Raw genomic sequence first — 18,740 nt, forward strand, 5'->3', positions numbered from 1 at the left:
AGAAAAAGCCGTTAGTTGAATCCGACGGCTTTTTTCTCCTGTTTTTTAAAATTTATTTTTCAGGAAATTTATTTCAGGAAAACGCTTACAAATCAATGTTTGTAATGATTTTGTCATATTAGAAGTAATGCAAGATTATGATATTCTAAAAAAACAGTATTGTCAGGACTTCCGATGTGTAGTATATTGAGTTCAATAACTTTTCGCAAAATAAGAAAATTGGTTATTTGAAGAAGTGTCAGTGAGTAAGGGGGAAAGTCAGAGATGAAAAAACCGGTCTTAGAAATCAAAGATCTACGGACATCATTCAATATTAAAGGTGACTACTACGCAGCTGTGGATGGTGTCACGTTAACAGTCCATGAGAATGAGGTTGTGGCAATCGTTGGAGAATCAGGCTGTGGAAAAAGTGCTTTGGCGCTTTCAATCATGGGATTGCATGACCACAAGAACACGAAGCTTGATGGTCAAGTGAATTTTGGTGATGAAAATCTTTTAACAGTTTCCCGCTCCCGTTTGAATAAAGTGAGGGGGAAAGACATAGGGATGATCTTCCAAGACCCGATGACTGCCCTTAACCCACTCGCGACCATCGGGCGACAAATCGAAGAACCGATGGATTACCATATGAAGTTATCCGCATCGGACAAGAAAAAACGTACATTGGAACTTCTTCGTCGGGTAGGAATTAAAAACGAACAACGCGTGTACGAGCAATATCCGCATGAGTTATCGGGTGGGATGAGACAACGTGTCGTCATAGCAATCGCACTTGCATGCGATCCACTTCTTCTCCTTGCGGATGAGCCTACAACTGCCTTGGACGTAACGATTCAAGCACAGATTTTGGACTTGATGAAAGAATTGCAAAATCAAATGAAGACGGGAATCATCCTCATCACCCATGACCTTGGCGTTGTTGCCGAGATGGCAGACCGCGTCGTAGTCATGTATGCGGGTGAAGTTGTAGAAGTTGCTGAGGTTAAGGAGTTATTTGAGAATCCATTGCATCCATATACGAGATCGCTATTGAATTCAATTCCTTCCAATATGCAAGCAAAACAAAAGTTACATGTCATTGAAGGAATCGTTCCTTCCATTCAGAACCTTGACCGTGAAGGCTGTCGTTTTGCGCCACGTGTCGATTGGATACCTGAAGAGGATCATGAAAAGAACCCGGAAATGCATGAAGCGGCACCGAACCACTTTGTCCGTTGCACATGCTACAAAACGTTCTATTTCCCGGAGGACAGAGTAGGAGAGAATGAATATGTCGCTACTAACAGTTAATGATTTAAAAGTTCACTATCCAATTAGAGGCGGTTTTTTCCGTAGAGTCGTAGACCACGTCAGAGCAGTTGATGGTATTAGCTTCGAATTGCAGCCAGGAGAAACATATGGCCTTGTCGGAGAATCCGGCTGTGGGAAAACGACTTCAGGTAGAGCAATCATCGGCTTGAATAAATCAACAGGCGGGGAAATGCTGTTTGAAGGCAAGGACTTAGCCAAAATGGGTAGAGCTGAACGATATAAACATACGAAAGACATCCAAATGATTTTCCAGGATCCATATTCGTCCTTGAATGGACGTAAAAACGTATTGAATATCATTGCTGAACCTCTTCGTAACTTTGAAAGACTCTCACCAAAAGAAGAGCTTTTAAGAGTACAAGAGTTGGTTGCGCGAGTCGGATTAAGCCCTGAGTCAATCTACAAGTACCCTCACCAATTCTCGGGTGGGCAGCGGCAACGTATCGGAATTGCCCGTGCACTTGCTTTGAATCCTAAATTGATTATCGCAGATGAACCTGTTTCGGCGTTAGACGTATCCGTACAGGCGCAAGTATTGAACTTCATGCAGGAAATTCAAGAAGAGTTCAATCTGACGTATCTTTTCATCTCGCATGACCTTGGAATCATACAACATATGTGTGATCGTATCGGTATCATGTACCGCGGACGTTTCGTTGAAGAAGGAACAGCTGATGAGATTTACAATAACCCGCAACACGTTTATACAAAACGTTTAATTGCCGCTATTCCGGAGATGAATCCAGAAAAACGTTTTGAGAAGATGCATCTTCGCCAGGCAATTAATGAAGAATACCAAACTGGCTACAATAACTATTTTGACAATGATGGACGGATGTTCGATTTGAAGAAGATTTCAGACTCGCACTCCGTTGCCATGCAGTAAGGGAGGATGATGTAAATGTTAAAATTCATTTTACGTAGAACATTGATCATGATTCCGCAGCTCATCCTCCTAAGCCTCGTCATCTTCATGCTTGCGAAAGCGATGCCGGGTGATGCGGTAACGGGGGCGTTCATGGGGAATCCTGACGCTACACCTGAACAGATTGAAAAAATCCGTGAAAAGTTTGGCTTGAATGATCCATGGTATGTCCAGTACGGACGATGGATCGGAAAAGCGGTAAAAGGGGATTTCGGTCAGTCGTACACCCACCAACAGCCTGTTACGACTCTGATAGCGGGCCGGGTTGAAAATACTGTGCTACTTTCTTTATTCACCGCAATAATGATCTATTTAGTTGCCATACCGCTTGGTATTATAGCCGGGCGTTGGACTGATTCATGGGCAGATAAAATGATTGTCACTTATAACTATGTCGCATTTGCAACACCGCTATTCGTTTTTGCCTTATTAATGCTGTTCATATTCGCCTTCGTATTGGGGTGGTTCCCATATGGCGGTAGTGTTGATATACGAGCAGAATCGGGAACTTGGGATTATGTCGTGAGCAGGGCGAAGCACTTATTCCTACCAGTCATGTCCGCGGCATTAATTGGTACAGTCGGTACGATTCAATATTTGCGGAACGACATTATCGACCAAAAAAATAAAGATTATGTAAAAACAGCACGTTCCAAAGGGGTGCCGGAAGGAAGAGTGTACACTCGTCATATTCTGCGGAATTCACTTTTACCAATCGCTGCTTTCCTTGGGTATGAAATTACAGGTTTGATTAGTGGCTCGGTCTTCATCGAAACCATCTTCAGTTATCAGGGACTCGGACAACTTTTCATTCAATCAATTGGCTTACGTGACTTTACCGTTGTTACAGCGCTTGTTCTCATATCTGGAACAGCTGTTGTAGTCGGAACAATGCTGTCGGACATCATCCTGAGTATTGTCGATCCACGTATCCGAATTGAATAATGGAAAAGGAAGAAGAGGAGGGGAATACCGATGAAAGATACAGTCACAATAAATGAAAAAGACCTGATTGCAAGAGAGAAGTTGAATAATCCATCGTTTGCAAAGACGATTTGGAGAGAAATAATACATGATAAGATGGCCATAATCTCATTGATTCTGCTTATTATCGTCTTGGCAACTGCATACTTATCACCGCTTTTTATAGACCAGGTGGCATTGAAGCGTGTGAACTTCTTGAATACTTGGAAGGCGCCTTCTGCTGCTAACTGGCTTGGTACTGACGACGGTGGTCGTGACGTATTCGGTCAGCTAATGATCGGAGCGCGTAACTCATTTACAATCGGTATTGCCGTAACGGTGATTGCAGGAGTTGTCGGCCTTTCATACGGATTGATCTCTGGATTTTACGGAGGCCACGTAGATAATGTCATGATGCGTTTTCTTGAATTCATGATGGTATTACCAACTACGATGTTCATTATCGTACTTGTAACTATCATTCCAAACTATAATGTTGTCTCATTCATTCTAATCCTGAGTATTTTCGGATGGCTCGGAAAGGCAAGGCTTATCCGTTCCCGAGCATTGCAAGAAAGGGAGCTTGACTATATCAATGCTTCCAAGACGTTAGGAACGCCAAGTTGGAAGATCATGTTTTTTGAAATGTTCCCTAACTTAAGTTCCCTCGTCATCGTTAATATGACACTTACTCTTGCAGGAAATATCGGGATTGAGACAGGGCTTACTTTCTTAGGTTACGGTTTGCCTGCTGGAACTCCTTCACTTGGAACGCTCGTTGCGTTCGCAAGGAATCCTGATATCGTGCAAAATAAGTGGTGGGTATGGTTACCTGCAGCATTACTAATTTTAGTAATGATGCTGTGTATAAATTACGTCGGGCAAGCGGTTAAACGCGCGTCAGACGCAAGGCAGAGATTAGCCTAAAAAATAAGGGGAGGGAATACAATGGCAAAGAAGCAATTTATGCTACTTGCAAGTCTATTGCTTGTTCTCAGCGTGTTTTTAGCTGCATGTACAGGCAAGGACAATGATGCTGGTGAAACTAAAACACCAGACAAAGAAAAACCGAAAGAAGAAGAAAAAGCAGGCGAAGAAGAAGAGGAAGTTGTAGATCCAAACGCTGGACTTGATTTCCCACTTACTGTCACTAACACAGGAACGCCTATCGATGGCGGAGAGTTGAACTATGCATTAGTTTCTGACACTCCATTCGAAGGTACTCTAAGCCCAGTGTTCTATTCAGGTTCACCTGATAGCACTGTAATGAGCTTCTTCAATGAAAGCTTGTTCGCTATCGACGGTGACTTCTTAATCACTAACGACGGTGCTGCAACATATGAAATCTCTGAAGACTACAAAACTATCACAATCACAATCCGTGATGGCGTAAAATGGCATGACGGTGAGCCTGTTAAAGCAAGTGACCTTCTTTACTCTTACCAACTACTTGGTCACCCAGACTACACAGGAACTCGTTACACATTCATGATCTCTAACGTTGACGGTATGCCTGCATACCATAACGGCGAAACAACTGAAATTTCTGGTATCACAGTTTCTGATGATGACAGAACAATCTCAATTACTTACACAGAAGCGACTCCATCACTTTTGTCAGGTATTTGGGGTAGCGCAACACCAAGACACCATGTCGGAGATGTTATGACAGGTGAAGTTACAATTGAAGAACTTGCAGCATCTGAAAAGATCCGTACAAGCCCTATCGGCTTCGGAGCTTACAAAGTTAAGAAAATTGTTCCAGGTGAATCTGTACTTTACGAGCGCAACGATGACTACTGGAGAGGTAAGCCGGCTCTAGATTCAATCGTATTGAAAGTAGTAAGCTCTGCTTCTATTCTTGAAGCACTTAAGAAAGGCGATGTAGATATCGCATCAATTCCAGTTGACCAATACTTGAATGCTAAAGAAGTCGATAATATCGAGTTGTTAGCAGAAGTTGACCTTGCATACACTTACATCGGTTTCAAACTTGGTAAGTGGGATGCAGATAAGAAAGAAAGCGTAACAGATCCAAATGCTAAAATGGGTAACAAACTTGTACGTCAAGCAATGTGGTGGGCATTGGATAACGAAACAATCGGTAAAGAACTTTACCACGGTCTTCGTTTCCCTGGTACAACTCTAATTGTTCCTGTATTTGCTTCATTCCATGACGCAAGCATCCCAACACCATCTTACGACCCTGAAAAGGCGAAAGCACTTCTTGACGAAGCTGGATACGTTGACGTTGACGGAGACGGATTCCGTGAAAACGATAAGGGCGAGAAATTCGAACTTAATTTCGCTTCCATGTCAGGTGGAGAAACTGCTGAGCCGATTGCACAGTTCTACATTCAAAACTGGGCTGACGTAGGTATTAAAGTACAACTTCTTGAAGGTCGTCTACATGAGTTCAACTCATTCTACGATCGCGTAGAAGCTGACGATCCAGATATCGACATCTACCAAGGTGCTTGGGGTGTAGGTTCTGACCCGAACCCATCCGGTCTATACGGCAGAACTGCTGCATTTAACTATACTCGTTTCACAAGCGAGAAGAACGACGAGCTTCTTGCAGCTATCTCTGGCGAAAAATCTTTGGATACAGACTACCGTGCTGGTAAGTTCAAAGAATGGCAAGAGCTAATGGTTGATGAAGTTCCAGTTGCACCAACAGTATTCCGTTACTACCTAATGGCTGTTAACAAACGTGTTACAAACTACTCTATCGAAACTGGCACAGATCTACGTCTGTGGAAGTGGGGCGTAACTGAATAATAAGTGACTACAAGGTTTTCCTTGTAATCTACAATCACCGCCATCCGGCTAATCGGATGGCGGTTTTTGTGCGTTTTTCATTTTATACCCGTTCATTTTATTCCCAAACTATATTGTAATATTCACAAGTATTTGATAGTATTGAAGTCATCGATTAATCAGTTAATACATTTTTTAACTAATAGAAATGGGGGAGAAGTTTTGAGAGTTTACGTTTCCGTAGACATGGAAGGAATTACAGGCTTGCCGGATTATACGTTTGTTGATTCATCTATGCATAATTACGACAGGGCAAGGCGTATTATGACAGAGGAAGCAAACGCAATCATCCGTGCGGCAATTGACCAGGGGGCAGAACAAGTCCTTGTCAACGACAGCCATTCAAAGATGAACAATCTTCTTGTGGAAGAATTGCACCCCGATGCAGATTTGATAACCGGCGATTTGAAAGCGTTTTCGATGGTTCAGGCCTTGGACGAGACTTTCGATGGTGCGATTTTCACTGGATATCATGCGAGGGCTGGGCAACCGGGTGTCATGAGCCACTCAATGACTTTCGGTGTTAGAACGATGTTCATCAATGACGTGGAGATTGGAGAGCTTGGATTAAACGCATATGTAGCGGGACATTACGGTGTGCCTGTCATTATGGTAGCGGGCGACGATTGTGCATGCCGCGAAGCTGAAGCATTGATACCCGGTATAGTAACTGCGGCAGTAAAACAATCTATTTCACGCTCTGCTGTAAAGACCCTCCACCCTAAAAAAGCCCAAGCGTTGTTGGAAGAAAAGACGGCGGAAGCGATTGCGAAGCGTACTACGATCAAACCCTTAAGCCCTCCTGAACAACCAATATTACGGATTGAATTCACGAACTATGGACAGGCGGAGTGGGCGGCGTTAATGCCAGGTTGTGAAATTGAACCGGGTACGACAATTGTGAAGTTTGAAGCGAAAGACATTTTAGAAGCGTATCGTGCGATGCTCGTAATGGTCGAATTGGCAATGCAAACAAAGTTCTGTTAGGGGGAATGCCGCATGGCGATTTACATAGTAAAGAGATTCTTCATGATGATTGCGACAATCCTCATTATTGCAACGCTAACATTTTTCTTGATGCATTCGATACCAGGTTCTCCGTTCGACGAAGAGAGGACATCAAATCCTACAATCCAGGCAAATCTCGAGAAATTCTATAAGTTGGACCAACCGACACATGTGCAATACTTTGAGTACTTGAAGTCAATTGCCACGTTCGACTTTGGGCCTTCTATTAAGAAGCCAAATGAGACGGTGAACACATTACTTGCGAGGGGTTTCCCGATTTCATTCGAACTAGGAATGATAACAATCCTTGTTGCGGTCATTTCGGGAATTACGTTAGGCACACTGGCTGCCCTGCGCCATAACGGCATCATTGATTATTCTGCGATGGCATTTGCAGTCATTGGGATATCTGTTCCGAACTTCGTATTGGCGACTGTTTTAATCCAGCAATTCGCCGTCACTTGGAATCTGCTTCCTCCAGCCACTTGGAGTAGCAGGATGCACATGATTTTACCGACATTGGCACTTGCCACAGGCCCAACCGCAATCATTGCACGTTTAACCCGATCGAGCATGTTAGAGGTGCTAACCCAGGATTATATGAAGATGGCAAGAGCGAAAGGATTATCGCCTGCCCGCATTGTATTGCGACATGCACTGCGAAATGCATTAATGCCGGTCGTCACCATAATGGGTACAATGCTCGCGGGTATATTAACAGGTACATTTGTCATTGAAAAGATTTTTGCAATCCCAGGGATGGGGAAATACTTTGTAGAAAGCATTAATAATCGGGATTATCCAGTTATTATGGGGTCAACTGTATTCTATAGCGCGTTTCTTGTATTCATGTTGTTTTTAGTAGATATCGTCTATGGATTCATTGATCCGCGCATTAAACTTCACCGAAAGGAAGGTGATGCGTAATGGTAACACGTCAACAAAACGTGCAAGCCCCGGACGAGTGGTTCAAACCAAAAGGACGGGACGTTGAAAAGGCTGAATCTGTCGTTCGCCCCTCGCTCTCCTATTGGAAAGATGCATGGCGGAGATTACGGAAAAATAAATTGGCAATGGGCGGTCTTGTATTCTTATTCATTCTAACGATGTTTGCTATCTTTGCTCCTATTCTATCACCACATAATATAGAAACGACACAGTACGCTAATCAGAATCAGCCGCCCTCCTCAACACATTGGTTCGGAACGGATGATAAGGGATGGGATGTATTTACCCGAACTTGGCATGGAGCCCGGGTATCATTATTCGTCGGTGTCGCAGCGGCATTGATCGACTTCTTCATCGGTATTATTTACGGCGGAATCAGCGGCTATAAGGGTGGAAAGACGGATACGATCATGATGCGTATCATTGAAATCCTTTATGGGTTGCCGCATTTATTAGTCGTAATTCTTTTAATGGTCATCATGGGTCCGAGTTTAACAACAATCATTGTTGCGCTGACAATAACCGGATGGGTCGGAATGGCCCGAATTGTTAGGGGACAAGTACTTCAGATTAAGAACTATGAATTTGTCACTGCATCCAAATCATTTGGCGCGAGGACACCAAGGATTATCCGAAAGAACTTACTTCCAAATACAATGGGTCCGATCATCGTTCAAATGACACTGACTGTACCAAGTGCAATTTTTGCGGAAGCGTTCTTAAGTTTCATCGGACTTGGAATCCAAGCACCTGTAGCAAGTTGGGGGGTAATGGCGAACGATGCATTGCCTGTTATTCTATCAGGTCATTGGTGGAGATTATTTTTCCCGGCACTTTTCATTTCACTGACAATGTTTGCATTTAACGTCCTCGGAGACGGTATGCAAGATGCACTCGATCCGAAACTGAGGGGGTGAAGAGATTGAATGAAAATGAAAATACGTTGAATGAAGGCGGGGCAGCAGTCTTATCAAAGCCCGATGAATTGGGGAAACGCAAAAAGGTGTTTTCCGAGGTAATGCTGTCCGTGCGTGATTTGTATGTGTCTTTCAGGACGTTCGGGGGAGAGGTTCAAGCATTACGTGGCGTTTCATTCGATCTATATAAAGGAGAAACACTGGCAATTGTCGGGGAGTCTGGTTGTGGAAAAAGTGTAACGGCGAACACGATAATGGGGTTGATCCCTGAACCTGCAGGGCGGATCAAAAATGGAAGTGTTCTTTTTAAGGGGAAGGATTTAACAAAGTTGGACAAATCCAAAATGCGGAAAGTACAGGGTGTCGATATTTCAATGATCTTCCAGGACCCGATGACTGCATTGAACCCGACACTCAAAATTGGTGAACAGCTTACGGAAGGGTTGAGAACCCACCAAAAAGTAAGTAAATCCGAGGCGCGTAAAAGGGCCATGGAACTGCTTGAGGTGGTCGGTATTCCGAATCCTGAGGAAAGGATGAAACAATATCCGCACCAATTTTCGGGAGGGATGCGGCAAAGAATTGTAATTGCAATTGCGTTAATATGCGAACCTGAGCTGTTGATCGCGGATGAGCCTACAACCGCATTGGATGTGACAATCCAGGCACAAATTCTTGAGTTGTTTGAGGAAATTCAAGAGCGGACGGGCGTTTCCATCATTCTTATCACACATGACTTAGGTGTTGTTGCAAAGATAGCAGACCGTATTGCGGTTATGTATGCAGGTAAAGTCATTGAAATCGGTACGAAGCGTGAGGTGTTCTATTCGCCGCAGCACCCCTATACGAAGGGATTGCTCGCTTCCGTTCCAAGGCTTGACTTGAAGGAAGAGGAACTTCAACCGATTGAAGGGACACCGCCGGATTTATTTGCTCCTCCAATCGGATGTCCATTCACCGCAAGATGCCCGTTTGCGATGGAAGTCTGCGATCGTATCTATCCAGGGACGACAGACTTATCTGAAACGCATGCAGTAGATTGCTGGTTGCAGGATGAAAGGGCGAAGAGACTGTTCGATAAATAAGGTGCTATGCACAAAAGTGCTTATCTATTCATATACAAACAAAGGGGGTTATTGATTTGAAAAAGTGGTTGACGTTTTTGATGGTGGTTATACTATCTCTTGTTCTTGCGGCGTGTACAGCGAATAAGGACGCAGGGAAGGAGCCTGGTAAGACGACTGAACCGACTACTAATGAAGGGAAAGAGGAAGGAAAGTCTGAAGAGGTTGCTGCTGCTGAGAAGATCCTTCTCATGAACAATGGCGATGAGCCAACGTCATTTGATCCGTCGATCGGTTTCAATGCGGTGTCTTGGAGTGCACTTAACAACATTATGGAAGGTTTGACGCGCCTTGACAAGGATCATCGGGCGGTGGAAGCGACAGCTGAAAAAATCGATATCTCTGGTGACGGTTTAACGTACACATTTACAATTCGTAGCAATGCGAAATGGTCTAATGGAGATCCGGTAACAGCTGGGGATTTTGTATTTGCGTGGAAACATATGCTGAATCCTGAAACAGCCTCACCGGCTGCGTTCCTTGCGTATTTCATCGAAGGGGCGGAAGCTTATAATAACGGAGAAGGTTCTGCTGATGACATCGCAATTGAGGCAAAGGATGAAAAGACATTCGTTGTCAAATTGACATCACCGAACGAAGCGTTTTTGAATATCATTACAAACCCAAGCTTCTTCCCAATCAATGAAAAAGTTGCATCTGCCAATCCTAAATGGCATACAGAAGCATCAACTTTCGTAGGAAACGGACCATTCAAATTGGCGTCATGGGATCATGATGTGAGCTTTGAATTTGAAAAGAACGAACATTACTGGGATGCAGGCGTAGTTAAACTGGATAAAGTTCACTGGGCAATGGTGAATGATACGACGACTGCTTACCAAATGTATCAAGCCAATGAGCTGGATGTAACTAGCGTTCCGTCCGAAATTGCCGACCAATTGAAAGATAGCAACGAGCTGCGCATCGATGACCAAGCGGGCTTATACTTCTACCGTTTCAATACTTCAATGGAGCCATTTACGAATAAAAAGATCCGTCAAGCATTTGCATTTGCGGTTGACCAAGAAGAAATCGTCACTTATGTAACGAAAAATGGAGAGAAACCAGCACATGGCTTTGTTACTTTTGGATTCATCGGTCCGGATGGCAAGGAATTCCGTGATACGGTAGGCGATCTTGTAGCTTTTAATCCAGATAAGGCAAAACAGCTTTTGGAAGAAGGGATGAAAGAGGAAGGATACACAGAACTTCCGAAAGTTACAATTACGTATTCTACAAGTGAATCCCACCAAAAAATTGCAATTGCTCTTCAATCTAAATTCAAGGAAATTTTAGGTGTTGATGCAGAATTGCAAAATGTTGAAGGCAGAGTTTTTCTATCTGAGCAAAAAGAATTCAAATACCAAATGTCTCGTTCCTCTTTCCTGCATGACTATGCAGACCCTGTGAACGCACTTGAAAGTTTCATCACCGGCTCTTCCATGAACCGTACTACATGGTCGAATGCGGAATATGATAAGCTAATTGCGGACATTAAAAATGAAACAGATGAAAACAAGCGCTGGGAATTGTTACAACAGGCGGATAAGCTTCTTATGGAAGAAATGCCTGTATTCCCACTTTACTTCTATAACTCGACATCACTTGAAAAATTAGGAGTTTCCGGAATCTTGCGCCACCCTGTAGGTTATTTAGACTTGAAATACGCAGATAAGAACTAATTCAACGTCGCGGTGTCCATCATGGCGCCGCGATTTTTTAAAATGGCTCGGAAAGGAAGATGTGGAAAATGAGAATACGACCTAAACGGCTTCAACCTGGGGATACAATCGGAATTATTGCACCTTCCAGTCCGCCAAATCAAGAAAGCCTTGAGCGATCGCTAACATTTTTAGAGCAGTTAGGATTGAAATGGAAGTTTGGAAAACACATCAATAATACGTACGGCTACCTTGCAGGAACCGATGATGAACGCCTGCAAGACATGGAAGACATGTTCGCTGATCCATCCATTAATGGCATCATCTGCGCGGGAGGCGGATATGGATCCGCACGGTTTACAGACCGGTTGGATCTCCAATTGATACGGGAAAATCCAAAGATATTCTGGGGATTCAGTGACATCACATTCTTGCACACTGCAATGGGTTTGTACTCAAATCTCGTCACATTCCATGGCCCGATGCTTGCGTCTTGTGTTGGAAAAGACACCTTCCATGAACTATCCGCAAAAATGTTCATGCAACTGTTCGAACCGATGGAACTTCATTATACCGAAGACATTTCTCCTCTCGGGACAGTAAGCGGAGACGTTGCGCAAGGGGAAATTGTTGGTGGCAATCTTTCGTTGCTTGCCGACACAATGGGAACAAAATTCGAGGTCGAAACGAAAGGGAAATTGCTTTTCATTGAGGATGTTGGGGAGGAACCGTATCGGGTAGATGGAATGTTGAACCAGCTTCGCATGGCAGGAAAGTTCTCTGATGCTGCTGGAATCATAATAGGAGATTTTTCTGAGATTGAATTAAAGAAAACGAAGAATTCATTGACGATGGACGAAGTTTTTGACCATTACTTTGGGGATATCGGAAAACCAGCCGTCAAAGGATTTAAAATCGGCCATTGTGAGCCACATTTTGCAATTCCGTTAGGCGTTGAAGCAAAGCTTGACGGGAATAAGAAAACACTCACAATCCTGCCGGGGGTAGAATAAGTCAAAACGTTAAGAGGAGTCACTGAAAAGGGGGAAACGCAATGACAGAGCTTACCGTGAATATGTTCGCATGTGCAGTACCGGTCGCGACGGTTTGGACATCACCGGAGTCCGCTCGTGAAATGGACACGGAAGGTGTTGCCAATCCGCTTCAGCTAAATAAATGGTTGGAAAAGCTTGCATACGAAGAGCGACTTGATCTTTGCAATAGCAACCGTGTACAGACACAAGTTTTGTATGGCGAGCCGGTCATCGTGGAGAAAATCGTTGGTGATTGGGCAAAAGTAATTGCAGTTTGGCAACCGTCGAAGAAAGACGAAAGAGGATATCCGGGCTGGGTACCTTTGGCACAATTGAAAAAGGCGTCTCCACTTGAGCAAGCGGGAGGCTTTATACGGGTGGACGTTGGCAAAGCGCAGTTATGGAAGATAGATGGTAGGCCGTTTATGATTGTGCCATTTAATACGATTCTTCCTTTGATCGATGAAAGCGAAGATCATTTCCATGTAATGACGCCAGATGGAGAGGCATTGGTTTTGAAAGCTGATAGTGTAAGGGCGCCTTCCGTTCATCAATTTAAAAAACGTCCGCCAGCATCCGCAGTTGATGAAGGGCTTTCCTTTTTAGATCTCCCTTATTTCTGGGGAGGCATGTCATCGTACGGTTTTGATTGTTCGGGATTCACGTACAATATGCTGAAAGCTTGTGGGTATTTTATTCCCAGAGATGCGAGCGATCAGGCGAAAATCGGTAAAGAAGTGCCAATGGATGACCCTTCTTTCTGGGAAAAGGGTGATTTAGTATTCTTCGCGAATGATGAAGGGAAAGGCAATGTTCGGCACGTCGGGTTTTACTATGGTAATGGCTTACTTCTTCACTCGCCTTCAACAGGGCAATCGATTGAATTGTTGAAACTACCAGGCTCAAAGCTTGAACGAGATATTTGCGCTGTCCGAAGATTTGGGGCGGATAGGAGGCAAACTGAATGACCAAAAAAGTGATTCTGTCTGTCAAGAATTTGAAGCGCTATTTCGATGTTGGAAGAGGCCAAAAATTAAAGGCGGTCGATGGCATCAGCTTTGACATTTTAAGAGGGGAAACATTTGGCCTTGTTGGGGAGTCGGGATGTGGAAAATCGACGGCGGGTAGAACGATTTTGGGCCTTTACAATAAAACGGACGGAGAAGTTTTATACGAGGGACAAAGCATCCATGATATGACGGACGACGAACGGCATCGATTCTTGAAGAAAATGCAAATGATCTTCCAAGATCCGTATGCTTCCTTGAACCCGCGCTCCACTGTTTATGAAATTATTGCTGAGCCGATGCAAATCCATAAAATGTACAAGACTCAAGAAGAAATGCGTGCACGGGTACATGAATTACTTGAAGATGTTGGATTGAACAGGGATCATGCCAATCGTTATCCACATGAGTTTTCCGGAGGGCAGCGGCAACGGATCGGCATCGCCCGTTCGCTCGCACTCGACCCTGATTTCATCATTGCGGATGAGCCGATTTCCGCATTGGATGTTTCTGTACAAGCCCAAGTCGTTAAGTTGCTGCAGCGATTGCAAAAGGAAAAAGGGCTGACGTATTTATTCATCGCACATGATCTGTCGATGGTCAAATACATATCGGACCGTATCGGCGTCATGTATTTGGGGCATATGGTGGAACTTACGTCGAGCAAGCAGCTCTACGACAAACCGTTGCACCCATATACGGAAGCATTGCTGTCGGCCATTCCAATTCCTGACCCGGACATTGAGGAGTCTCGTGAACGAATACTGCTGAAAGGTGAGCTTCCGAGTCCGATCAATCCACCGTCGGGCTGCGTGTTCCGTACACGCTGTCCATATGCGATGGAGGTTTGTGGTGAATTGAAGCCGAAGTGGCTTGAAAAGGAAAAAGGGCATTTTGTTGCCTGTCATTTGCATGATAAAGAAGTAATGAAACGTTCCGATGCGGTAAGGGAAGCTGTTGGGTCGTCCTGAAATTTCAGGACGGCTTTTTTTTGTGGGCGTGGTGGGGTGTGTTTTGAGTGGGTAGTAAGTCCTGCGATGAGCAAAACATAGTGAAACTCGAGCAAAAGTGACCCGAACTCGAGCATTACACAAGCAAACTCGAGCAAAAACAGCCCAAACTCGAGCAAAACTCACATAAACTCGAGCATACCTTTTCGAATCGTTACAAACCCTATGAAGTAAGCTTTTCCCCCAACGAATTTCTGCTTTGTGTAGAAGTTGCCAAGGAAAAATGATTATCCTATAATAGAGTCGTTGTAATTCCCTCATTACCCTCATAAATGACCTACATCACGATAGGTTCTAATCAAACGGACACTCGTCCTTTACCGCATATTCTTGCAAAACACTAAATGTACGAAAAAAAATGAATAAGAAAGATAGTATTGGTAGAATACTATCTAAAGTTGTCTAAAATATGTGACTATTATTTGGAGGTGTTTTTTTGAAGCTATCACCAGTTGAACAGGAAAAATTGTTGTTACACGTAGCAGGGGAGCTCGCGCTGAAGCGTAAGGAGCGAGGCGTAAAGTTGAATTACCCTGAGGCTGTAGCTCTTATTTGTCATTTCATCATGGAGGGTGCGCGAGATGGGAAGACTGTTGCGCAGTTGATGAGTGAGGGGAAACAGTTATTGACGGTGGATGATGTAATGGAAGGCGTCGAGGATATGGTAAAGGAAGTACAGATTGAGTGCACATTTCCGGATGGGACGAAGTTGGTTACGGTGCATCACCCAATTCAATAAGGGGGTTTTCATATGAAACCAGGAGAGATCAAGGCGGCAGACGGGTGGATTGAAATCAATGTCAGACGAGCGGTGAAGACGGTGAAGGTCGCGAATACAGGTGACCGTCCGATACAGGTTGGGTCTCATTTCCATTTTATTGAGGTAAATAAGTTTCTGGAATTCGATCGTGAGCACTCGGTTGGAATGCATTTGAATATACCTTCAGGGACGGCGGTCCGTTTTGAACCGGGTGAGGAAAAGGAAGTGGAGCTTGTCGAGTTTGGTGGAAGGCGCCATGTTTTTGGTTTAAACAAGCTGACGGAAGGATCCACGCATAAACGAGAGGAAATTATAGAAAAAGCATCTGATGGCGGATTTAAAGGAGCTGACAGTTAATTGAAAATTACACACGAGCAGTATGCAAGAATGTTTGGCCCGACTGTGGGCGACAAGGTTCGTTTGGCAGATACTGATCTATGGATTGAAATAGAGAAGGACTATACGACTTACGGAGACGAAGGCATTTTTGGCGGCGGGAAGTCCCTTCGCGTATCGATGGGACAGAATGGTGAAAAGACTTCCGATGAAGGCGTTCTTGATACGGTCATTACAAATGCAACAATCATCGATCATACAGGGATTGTGAAGGCCGATATCGGTATCAAGAATGGAAGGATTGTCGGAATTGGCAAGGCGGGTAATCCGGATACGATGGACGGTGTCGACCAGGGTATGATCATCGGGGTTGGAACAGAAGTGTACGGGGGCGAAGGGTTGATCGCAACTGCGGGAGCGATTGATACGCATATTCATTTCATCAGTCCCCAGCAAGTTGAAACGGCATTGAATGCGGGGACGACGACATTTATCGGTGGTGGGACAGGCCCGGCGTCAGGTTCCACTGCGACGACAGTGACACCAGGGAAATGGCATTTGCATCGGATGCTTCAACAGATCGAAGACATTCCGTTGAATATCGGTTTATTCGGAAAGGGAAGCGCAGCATTTCCAGCACCACTTGTTGAGCAGGTGCGGGCGGGCGCGATTGGTATGAAGATTCATGAGGACTGGGGCGCAACGCCTTCCGCTTTGGATCAAAGCTTGAAAATCGCGGATGAATACGATATTCAAATTGCTTTGCACTCCGATACGTTGAATGAGGCGGGATTCGTTGAAGACACGATTAATGCGATTGACGGAAGGGTCATCCACGTTTTCCATACAGAAGGAGCGGGTGGAGGACATGCACCGGACCAGTTAAAGATGGCGTCGTTGCCAAATGTATTGCCAGCTTCGACGAATCCAACAAAGCCGTTTACGACGAATACAATTGATGAGCATTTGGATATGCTAATGGTTTGCCACCATTTGAAACATGATGTGGCGGAGGATGTTGCTTTTGCGGATTCGAGGATTCGTCCTGAGACGATTGCTGCCGAAGACATTATGCAGGATCTTGGGATTTTGAGCATCATGTCATCCGATTCCCAGGCGATGGGCCGGGTAGGCGAAGTGACAATCCGAACATGGCAGACTGCAGACAAAATGAAGAAGCAGCGCGGTCCACTTCGACAGGATGAAGGGAAAGATAATGATAATTACCGTGTAAAGCGCTACGTTTCGAAATATACGATCAACCCTGCCATTGCCCAAGGGATTTCGCATGAGGTTGGTTCGCTCGAAGAAGGCAAGTTAGCGGACATCGTTTTATGGGAGCCTGCATTTTTTGGAGTTAAAGCTCAGGTCGTCATTAAGGGCGGTGTGGCCGTGTATGCGATGACGGGAGATCCAAATGCATCAATCCCGACGCCGCAACCGATGATGGGCCGTAAGATGTACGGATACCATGGACACGGCCCGCAAAATGCGGCGATGACATTTCTACCAAAAATTGCTGTAGAAGAAGGCCTTCCGGAGCAACTTGGACTGAAGAAGATGATTGGAACAGTGAAAAATTGCCGCAACATTTCAAAAGCGGATATGAAGCATAATAGCGAAATGCCTGTAATCGACGTCGATCCGGAGACGTATGAAGTGAAGATTGACGGGGAACTAGCGACATGCGATCCGGTTGACGTCCTTCCGATGGCACAAAGGTATTTCTTGTTTTAATTAATATAACTATTGATTTGTAAAGGAGTATACGCGATGTTAATTGAAAAAGTCATAGGCAATATCGGGGATACCGAAGAAGTTTCAGGAAAGCGCATCGAATGGGTCGATCTGGAATGGGAAGAACTGAGCAAGCGTATTTTGCGTACAGAAACGAATGAGGGTACGGACGTCGCTTTGCGCATCGATCAGGAGGAACCGTTGAAATACGGCGACCTCTTGTTTGAGGACGACGAGCGCTGTATCGTGATCCGGACAAAAGTGGAACAGGTCATCGTTATCCGACCAAAGGATATGGTTGAGATGGGTAAAGCCGCTTTCGAGCTTGGCAACCGCCACACACCTGCTTTGATCGAAAAAGACGAAATCGTCGTCCGTGCAGATCATACCCTTGCACCATTATTGGATGAGGTGGGTGTGGCATATGAAACAACCGAGCGTCGATTCAAACAACCTTTCAAATACCGTGGCCATTCCCACTGACATCCAGTTTCTTCGGCTGCTTCAAATCCATGACTCAGCCTTCCCAATCGGCACTTATACACAATCGTACGGAATGGAAACATATATCCAGGAGGACGGCATCCGGGCAAAGGAGGAACTTATTGCTTTTTGCACAACGTTTCTCCACCAAAACCTCGTCTACGGGGATGCGATTCTCATTCAGGAAGCGTTTGGGGCGGCAAAAGACCAGGACATCGAGCGGCTTTTACATTTGGAGGAGCTTTGCGGAGCTATCAAGCTTGCAAAGGAATCAAGGGATGCGAGCGTCAATTTGGGCAGGCAATTCATCCGGACAGTTGCACCTCTTGTACAGGATGCATTTTTCGATGAATGGAAAAGTCGGATTGGTGCCAATGAAATTAAAGGGCATTATGCCATTTTGTACGGCATTTATTGCGCAGTCAATGACGTCGATGCCCACCATACGGTCTTATCGTATTTATTTTCATCGGTGAACGGTCTTGTTCAAAACGCGGTGCGTGCTGTGCCATTCGGGCAAAATACAGGCGTCCAAGCAATGCATCAGCTGTCCGAAGAAGTAGTTACAGCCGTTAGGATCGTCGCTAACTTGAAAGAAGAGGACATCAGTAACAACGCCCTCGGCATCGAGCTTGCCTCGATGAAACACGAATACCTATTTTCGAGATTATTTATTTCATAGTTTTATTTCTGAAG

18 protein-coding genes are annotated in these 18,740 nt (G+C 44.7%); all 18 read left to right on the top strand.

Going from position 1 to position 18,740, the window contains the following annotated elements:
- Positions 1-264: 264 nt before the first annotated feature.
- Positions 265-1,290, top strand: a complete 1,026-nt coding sequence (locus tag ACFPZG_RS00700; protein ID WP_317940484.1) for an ABC transporter ATP-binding protein — start codon at positions 265-267, stop codon at positions 1,288-1,290.
- Positions 1,271-2,197, top strand: a complete 927-nt coding sequence (locus ACFPZG_RS00705) for an ABC transporter ATP-binding protein (protein ID WP_317940485.1) — start codon at positions 1,271-1,273, stop codon at positions 2,195-2,197. The genes ACFPZG_RS00700 and ACFPZG_RS00705 overlap by 20 nt, the downstream gene beginning before the upstream one ends.
- Before the next feature lie 15 nt (positions 2,198-2,212).
- Positions 2,213-3,181 (top strand): oligopeptide ABC transporter permease, encoded by a 969-nt coding sequence (opp4B, locus tag ACFPZG_RS00710; RefSeq protein ID WP_283733535.1) that lies wholly within the window; start codon positions 2,213-2,215, stop codon positions 3,179-3,181.
- 30 nt (positions 3,182-3,211) lie between these two features.
- Positions 3,212-4,126 (top strand): ABC transporter permease, encoded by a 915-nt coding sequence (locus ACFPZG_RS00715; RefSeq protein WP_283733536.1) that lies wholly within the window; start codon positions 3,212-3,214, stop codon positions 4,124-4,126.
- Between the two features lie 21 nt (positions 4,127-4,147).
- Positions 4,148-5,980: an oligopeptide ABC transporter substrate-binding protein gene (gene opp4A, locus ACFPZG_RS00720; protein WP_283733537.1), complete on the top strand. Its 1,833-nt coding sequence runs from the start codon at positions 4,148-4,150 to the stop codon at positions 5,978-5,980.
- Positions 5,981-6,181: 201 nt separating this feature from the next.
- On the top strand, positions 6,182-7,006 hold the full coding sequence (locus ACFPZG_RS00725) for a M55 family metallopeptidase (protein ID WP_317940486.1): 825 nt from the start codon (positions 6,182-6,184) through the stop codon (positions 7,004-7,006).
- Between the two features lie 12 nt (positions 7,007-7,018).
- Complete coding sequence (locus ACFPZG_RS00730) at positions 7,019-7,954, top strand: ABC transporter permease (RefSeq protein WP_283733538.1); 936 nt, start codon at positions 7,019-7,021, stop codon at positions 7,952-7,954.
- The gene (locus ACFPZG_RS00735) at positions 7,954-8,892 is read left to right on the top strand and encodes an ABC transporter permease (RefSeq protein ID WP_317940487.1); all 939 of its coding nucleotides are present in this window, start codon (positions 7,954-7,956) and stop codon (positions 8,890-8,892) included. Before ACFPZG_RS00730 ends, ACFPZG_RS00735 begins: the two co-directional genes overlap by 1 nt.
- Before the next feature lie 101 nt (positions 8,893-8,993).
- On the top strand, positions 8,994-9,977 hold the full coding sequence (locus ACFPZG_RS00740) for an ABC transporter ATP-binding protein (RefSeq protein WP_317940564.1): 984 nt from the start codon (positions 8,994-8,996) through the stop codon (positions 9,975-9,977).
- Between the two features lie 56 nt (positions 9,978-10,033).
- Positions 10,034-11,698, top strand: coding sequence for a peptide ABC transporter substrate-binding protein (locus ACFPZG_RS00745; protein WP_317940488.1), 1,665 nt, complete (start codon positions 10,034-10,036; stop codon positions 11,696-11,698).
- Positions 11,699-11,766: 68 nt separating this feature from the next.
- A complete protein-coding gene (locus ACFPZG_RS00750) occupies positions 11,767-12,690 on the top strand; it encodes a S66 peptidase family protein (protein WP_317940489.1) in 924 nt (307 codons plus the stop codon).
- 41 nt (positions 12,691-12,731) lie between these two features.
- Positions 12,732-13,679: a C40 family peptidase gene (locus ACFPZG_RS00755; RefSeq protein ID WP_283733540.1), complete on the top strand. Its 948-nt coding sequence runs from the start codon at positions 12,732-12,734 to the stop codon at positions 13,677-13,679.
- A complete protein-coding gene (locus ACFPZG_RS00760) occupies positions 13,676-14,689 on the top strand; it encodes an ABC transporter ATP-binding protein (RefSeq protein ID WP_283733541.1) in 1,014 nt (337 codons plus the stop codon). Before ACFPZG_RS00755 ends, ACFPZG_RS00760 begins: the two co-directional genes overlap by 4 nt.
- 475 nt (positions 14,690-15,164) lie before the next feature.
- On the top strand, positions 15,165-15,467 hold the full coding sequence (gene ureA / locus ACFPZG_RS00765) for an urease subunit gamma (RefSeq protein WP_283733542.1): 303 nt from the start codon (positions 15,165-15,167) through the stop codon (positions 15,465-15,467).
- 12 nt (positions 15,468-15,479) lie between these two features.
- Positions 15,480-15,845 (top strand): urease subunit beta, encoded by a 366-nt coding sequence (locus tag ACFPZG_RS00770; protein WP_317940490.1) that lies wholly within the window; start codon positions 15,480-15,482, stop codon positions 15,843-15,845.
- Positions 15,846-17,561, top strand: coding sequence for an urease subunit alpha (gene ureC / locus ACFPZG_RS00775; protein WP_317940491.1), 1,716 nt, complete (start codon positions 15,846-15,848; stop codon positions 17,559-17,561). It abuts the gene before it with no gap.
- Between the two features lie 36 nt (positions 17,562-17,597).
- Positions 17,598-18,044 (top strand): urease accessory protein UreE, encoded by a 447-nt coding sequence (locus tag ACFPZG_RS00780; RefSeq protein WP_283733543.1) that lies wholly within the window; start codon positions 17,598-17,600, stop codon positions 18,042-18,044.
- The gene (locus tag ACFPZG_RS00785) at positions 17,986-18,726 is read left to right on the top strand and encodes an urease accessory protein UreF (protein WP_283733544.1); all 741 of its coding nucleotides are present in this window, start codon (positions 17,986-17,988) and stop codon (positions 18,724-18,726) included. Before ACFPZG_RS00780 ends, ACFPZG_RS00785 begins: the two co-directional genes overlap by 59 nt.
- The last annotated feature ends 14 nt before the right edge of the window (positions 18,727-18,740 follow it).

It is taken from the genome of Sporosarcina thermotolerans, assembly GCF_042658975.1.
GTDB lineage: Bacteria > Bacillota > Bacilli > Bacillales_A > Planococcaceae > Sporosarcina > Sporosarcina thermotolerans.